This is a genomic window from Frankia sp. CcCS3 (assembly GCF_977927575.1).
Window position 1 is genome coordinate 1 of the sequence record NZ_CDWRCL010000254.1, and the last position, 5,479, is coordinate 5,479.

Annotated in this window: 6 protein-coding genes; all 6 read left to right on the forward strand. The window is 75.8% G+C overall.

Going from position 1 to position 5,479, the window contains the following annotated elements; genetic code table 11:
• Nucleotides 1-160 precede the first annotated feature (160 nt).
• On the forward strand, nt 161-1,135 hold the full coding sequence (locus AC08OQ_RS17300; RefSeq protein ID WP_476612206.1) for a hypothetical protein: 975 nt from the start codon (nt 161-163) through the stop codon (nt 1,133-1,135).
• Between the two features lie 7 nt (nt 1,136-1,142).
• On the forward strand, nt 1,143-2,192 hold the full coding sequence (locus AC08OQ_RS17305) for a hypothetical protein (RefSeq protein WP_476602168.1): 1,050 nt from the start codon (nt 1,143-1,145) through the stop codon (nt 2,190-2,192).
• An 11-nt stretch (nt 2,193-2,203) separates the two neighbouring features.
• The gene (locus AC08OQ_RS17310) at nt 2,204-2,557 is read left to right on the forward strand and encodes a hypothetical protein (RefSeq protein ID WP_476612207.1); all 354 of its coding nucleotides are present in this window, start codon (nt 2,204-2,206) and stop codon (nt 2,555-2,557) included.
• Entirely contained in the window at nt 2,558-3,070 is a 513-nt protein-coding gene (locus AC08OQ_RS17315; protein WP_462187017.1) for a hypothetical protein, read from the forward strand.
• On the forward strand, nt 3,063-3,899 hold the full coding sequence (locus tag AC08OQ_RS17320) for a hypothetical protein (RefSeq protein WP_476602166.1): 837 nt from the start codon (nt 3,063-3,065) through the stop codon (nt 3,897-3,899). Before AC08OQ_RS17315 ends, AC08OQ_RS17320 begins: the two co-directional genes overlap by 8 nt.
• Nucleotides 3,900-4,484: 585 nt before the next feature.
• A partial coding sequence (locus AC08OQ_RS17325; protein WP_476612208.1) for a hypothetical protein occupies nt 4,485-5,479 on the forward strand: 995 nt, incomplete at its 3' end.

Here is a 5,479-nt window from a genome sequence, read left to right on the forward strand (position 1 = left end):
GCCCGGGCACGTCCGGGTCCTGGCTGCGGCTAGCCTGGCGCAGCGTCGGCACGGCGCCGGACCACCCGCCGCGCCCGCCGCGCCGTCCGGGGGAGCCGTTGCCGGCGCACGCCGTCGGGTTCGGCCCGCCGGTGCCGGCAACCGCGACCCAGGAGTGGCGATGAGCCTGCTGACCGGCTTAGGGACCGGTGCGCTGACCGGGAACCACCCGGGGTACGTGGTCACTTTCCACGAGGTGGACGCCGCGGGCGGCGTGACCGACCCGCCGGCCATCATCCTGCACAGCGACGCCGTCGAGGCGGAGATCTCCGCGCCGCTCACCGGCGACATCCAGGGCGGCTCGGCGACGGTCGCGTTCGCCGGGCTGACCGACACCGACCACCAGACGCTGGCCGCGCGTACCGCCGACGGCGCGGCCCGGCTCGCCGTCGCCCGGGTGCACCTGTTCTGGCGGGACACCAACAGCTCGGTTGGCGGGTACCTGACCAACCTGCTCGGCATCGGTGCGCTGACCGCCGGGCTGGGCTCGGCCGGCGCGTCCGGGGACACCCTCGCCCCGGTCCGGGTGGCGGAGCTGGCGGTGACCGGGGTGTCCCGGCGGCGCGGCAGCCGCCGCTACGAGACTGTCGTCACCGGCACCGAGCGGGTCGCCGTCGCGACCACCACCCGGCTGCGCGAACCGCTCAGCGTGGACGGCCTGGAGACGGCGGCCCGCCGGCTGGCTGAGCTGGCCGGGGTGCAGGCGGTCACCCACCCGGTGACCCCGGCCGACCCGGCGGTCCGGCCCGGCGAGATCCGGTTCACGGCGGCCCGCGGCGAGCGGGTCCGGGAGGCGCTGGTGCGCCTCGCGCGGCGTTGGGAGCTGGCCACCGGCCGCCACGGGCGGGGCCTGCTGCTGGTCCGCGACGGCGCGCTGCACGTCGGCGTCCGCCCGATCCCGCTGCGCGGCGACCCGCCGGCGCTGACCCACCCGACCGGGCTGCTGTCGGTCGAGGCGCTGCCTGCCCTGGTGCTCGACGCCGGCGCGGACGGCGGCACCGAGCCCGTCCGCCGCGACCAGTGGCTGGTCCGGCTGCGCGGCCGCCCCGACATCCGGCCCGGCGACGTGGTCACCTTCGACCCGCCGCCAGGGTGAGGGCACGGTGCAGCCCAACCTGGCCTCCGCGCTGCTGGGCGCCTTCGCGGCGCCGCTGACCGGCCTGCTCGGAGAGGGCACTGGCGCTCGCGGGTACGTGACCGGGGTCACCCACACGCTCAGCCGCTCGGCCGGCTTCCTCACCGAGCTCACCCTGGTCGGCCTGGCCGCCGGCGAGGACGGCTGGGACCGGCGTACTACCCCGGCCACGGCCGGCGCGGTGACCGGCGACGGCGCCCCGCCCACCGACCATCCCGACCCGGTCGTCGCGCTGCGCGCACAGCTGGAGGACGGCATCCAGCGCCGGCTGGCCACCCTGGAGGTCGCCGAGGTGGGTGAGGTTCGGGCGCACCGCCCGGCCGCGCAGGGGGATGCCGCCGCGCAGCGGGTCACCCTGTGGCAGGGCACCACGCCGGCGTCCGACGGCGCCGGGCACGGTGCCGTCCGGCTGCCGGTCGACCGGGCAACTCCGCTGGAGAAGACGAACGTGCCGTACGCGACGCCGTTCGCCTGGGGCCGCTACGGGCTGGTGGTGCCGCGCTACCCCGGCACCCGGGTGGTATCGGTGCATCGGCACGGGCAGCCGGACGACCCGGTCGACGTCGGCGCGGTGTGGCCGGACGGTGCGGGGCCCGACGCCCAGGCCGGCGACTGGTGGCTGTCGCTGCCAGCGGAGGTCCCGCCGGGGGAGCGTGCCTCGCTGCCCGCGGCGGCCACCCCGGTCCCACCGTCCGGCAAGGCCACCAACGACCTGGTGGACGCCGACGGCCACCGGGTGATCGAGGTCGGCAACCTGCGGCTGCGGATCGGCCCCGATGGCCTGGCCCCGGCCGGCACCAGGCCGACGCCCGCGCCGGACAAGGTCGTGCTGTCGGTGGAGCACTCCGACGGGACCACCCTGCTGGAGTTCACCGACTCCGGTGACGTCCGGCTAGTCGCGAAGGGCACGCTGACCCTCGCCGCGGCCAGCGTGGTCATCAAGGCCACCCAGCAAGACGTCGAGATGTCCGGCAAGAACGTCAAGGTCAGCGTCGACGAGCAGATGAAGGTGGAATGAGGATGCCGGCAGTGATCACGACCGGGGCCACGGTGGCCTGCTCGCTGCAGGGCCAGGTGGTCGTCGCCAACTCCGGTCCGGTGAAGCTCCTGGTGGGCGGCGAACCGGTGGCGCTGCAGTCCGGGGTGTCGAGCTGGACCGTGCAGCCGGGCTCCTGCACGGCCACCAACCCGGCCGGCGGCAGTCCTTCGCCCTGCACCTCGGTGGCCGCGCCGACCGCGGGGGTGACGACCAAGCTCGTGGTCGGCGGCGTTCCCGTGCTGCTGGAGACGCTGTCGGCGCCCAGCGTCGGGTCGGCGGTGCCGCCGCCCGCGCATGCGGTCAGCGTGCAGCGCACCTCCACCACCACGCTGCAGGCGGTCTGAATGGCAGCACGGGACCCCCGGGCCCAGGACGGCCCCGAGGCATCCGCCCTGCGGCGGCGGGTGCTCGGCTGGGGCCTGGCCAGCGAGCCGACCCAGCCGGGCCTGGACCTCGGGCGCGACCTGGTGCTGCGGCCGGCGCCGGGCCGGGGTCGAGACCTCGGCGTCGTCGAGGGCTTACCGAACCTGGTGCAGGCGTTGGAGATCGCGCTGACCACCGGGCTGGGCGACGACGTCTTCAACACCGGGTTCGGCTTCGACGGCCTGCGGATGCTGGCCGGCGACGTCGACCCGCTGCTGGTCCGGGAGGGGGTCCGGGTGGCTGTGGTGGACACCCTGCGACGCGATCCGCGGGTCCGCCGGATCATCGACGTGACCCTGGTGGACGAGCGCGGCGAGCCAGGTCAACCGGGCGACGTGGGCTCGCGGCGCACCGCCTCGGTGCGCGCCACGTTCGAGGCGGCCAGCGGCGACCCCCTGGCACTGTCCGTCGACGGGGTGGTGCCGGGTGTCTAACCCGACGCCGCCGGACCTGCCGCCCGTCGATGTCGTCGCCGTGGACGCCGCGGTGCTGCGGGCCACCAGCAGCGACGACGTCGGGGTGACGGCCGGCGGGTTCGTGCCCAAGCCGTTCACCCGGATCCTGGCCGAGAAGTTGGCCCTGGCCCGCGGCATCCTCGGCGAGGACGTCGACCTCACCTCGGCGTCCGTGCTGCGCAAGATCCTGGAGATCTCCGCCCTGGAGGATGCCCGCACCTGGGCGGCGCTGGGCGCCATGTTCGACAACAGCTTCATCGCCACCGCCACCGGCGAGGCGCTGTCCCTGCTGGGGGCGGAGGTCGGGCTGGCGCGGCCGTTCGGCGAGGCCCGCGGGCGGGTCACCCTGCAGCTGAACGGGACGCTCCCGGCCGACGTCGCCGAGGTGCGCATCCCGGCCGGGGCCCGGATGCTCACCCCCGGCGGGCACGACGCCGCCACCGCCGAGCAGGTGGTGCTGACCAGCGCCCAGCGGGTCGCCGAGGTGGCGGTAAGCGCCTTCCAGCCGGGGCCGGAGGGCAACCTGGACCCGCTGGTGTCCACCGTGACCGGCACCTTCCCGCAGCGGCTGGAGCGATGGAACCTGCTCGACCCCGCGCTGGCCGGCTACGCCGCCCTGGTGGCGCGCACCGACGGGCAGGTGACGGTCGGGATCACGCACAGTGCGCCGCTGACCGGAGGCACCCTGCGCTGGCCGGACGACCGCTACCGGGCGCTGCTGCTGCGGGCGCCGCGCAGGTCGCGGTGTCCCTGGTGCCCGGTGTCCGGCAGGTGCAGGTGCGCGACGGCCTGGGCGGCCTGGACCTGAACCAGTCGGTGTTCGGCACGCTGAGCTTCCTGGACGGGGTGTTCTCCACCGAGCGGGACATCACCAACCCCTTCTACCTGACCGTGCTGGTGGCCGAGACCCCGGCGGCGATCTGGGCCGGCCCGGGCGGGGTGCGGGAGGCCGTGCTGGCGGCGATCGAGGACGTCCGCCCGATGGGGATCTTCCCGTCGGTGGAGCGCGGCGACGCGGTGTCGGTGTCGCTGTCCGCGGATATCCTGGTGCGCGACGTGCCGTTGCCCAGTGGTGGCACCCAGGTGGTCAACGCCTCCCCGGCCGCCCAGGAGCTCAAGCGCCGGCTGTCGGAGCAGGTGCGCGGGTACGTCATGGGGCTGTCCTTCGGCGAGCCGGTGCGGGCGGCCGAGGTGAGCTACGCGCTGATGAGCGTTCCCGGCGTGCAGGACGTGCGCGACCTGGCCCTGCTGCGCTGGCCCGGGGACCTGGACGACGCCGGGGTCCCGGGGGCGGGGGCACGGTCCGGCTGGGCCCCGGCGAGAACGTCGTGGTGGGGCCGACCAGCATCCCGACCTACGTGGAACAGCTCGACGAGCTGCGGATCGCGACCCGATGACCCCGCACGACCCGATGACGGTCGCGGACCCGGACGGCCCGCGGTCGGCGTCCTTCGTCAACCTCGCCGACCACCTCACGGGGGTGCTGTCGGCCGGTGCCGCGCACGAGTCCTTCCCGCTGGACGACACCGGCACCGTCCGGCTGACCTGGGACCGCGAGCCGCTGGTGCTGCTCACCCTGGAGCGTGACCTGGAGCTCGACGAGCTGGCCGTCGAGGTCGGCCTGCCCGGGCCGGAGTCGGACGGCTCGGGCGGGCCGCAGGTCACGATCCCGGTCCGGTACGCGCCGTTCAGCGAGCGGGGGGCGATGCTGCCGGTGTGGCCGTTCGTCTTCGCACCGGCGTTCGACCTGTTGGCGCTGCAGGTCAAGGCGCGGTGGGTAACCGCCGGCGGGCCGGCCACCCCGGTTGCGCCGCGCGAGCTGCTGTCGGTCACCCTGGTGCAGGGCACGATGGGCCGGCTGCTGTACCTGATCGGTGCCGAGAAGGCCCGGCTGCGGTGCGCGGCACGGGAGGTCAGCGCGTCCCGGGCGGTGGCCAACGCCCGCCGCGCGGCCCTGGACCGGCACGGCGCCGACCTCGGGGCGGCGCGGTTCGGTGACCGGTTGCTCGGCCGGAGCGGGCTGCCGCCGCAGGTGTTCACCGGTCCCCGGACCGAGCCAACCGGGTTGGAGAACGACGAGGACTACCGCCGCCGGCTGCTGGCGCTGCGCGCCTTCTCGATGCCGACGCCGGCCGGCGTCGCCGAGGCCGTCAACGGCAGCGGCGGCCCGCAGGACAGACCGCGCGGATGGCTGGGCGAGCTCGGCGCGACCCGCCGGGTGCGGATCGTCGAGCAGGTGCGGCCGTACTCGGTCGGGCTGCTGCTGATGTCGGCGTCGCCGGCCGGCGAGGCGGCCGCGCGCGCCGCCCGGCTGGCGTTCCTGGCCCAGGTGCGGCGGGACCGGCTGGTGCTGCCGGCGTCGACCCCGGCCACCGACGAGGCGTACCG

Coding starts and splice junctions, on each gene's coding strand:
- AC08OQ_RS17315 (WP_462187017.1), top strand. CDS start 2,558: ATGGCAGCACGGGACCCCCGGGCCCAGGACGGCCCCGAGGCATCCGCC.
- AC08OQ_RS17300 (WP_476612206.1), top strand. CDS start 161: ATGAGCCTGCTGACCGGCTTAGGGACCGGTGCGCTGACCGGGAACCAC.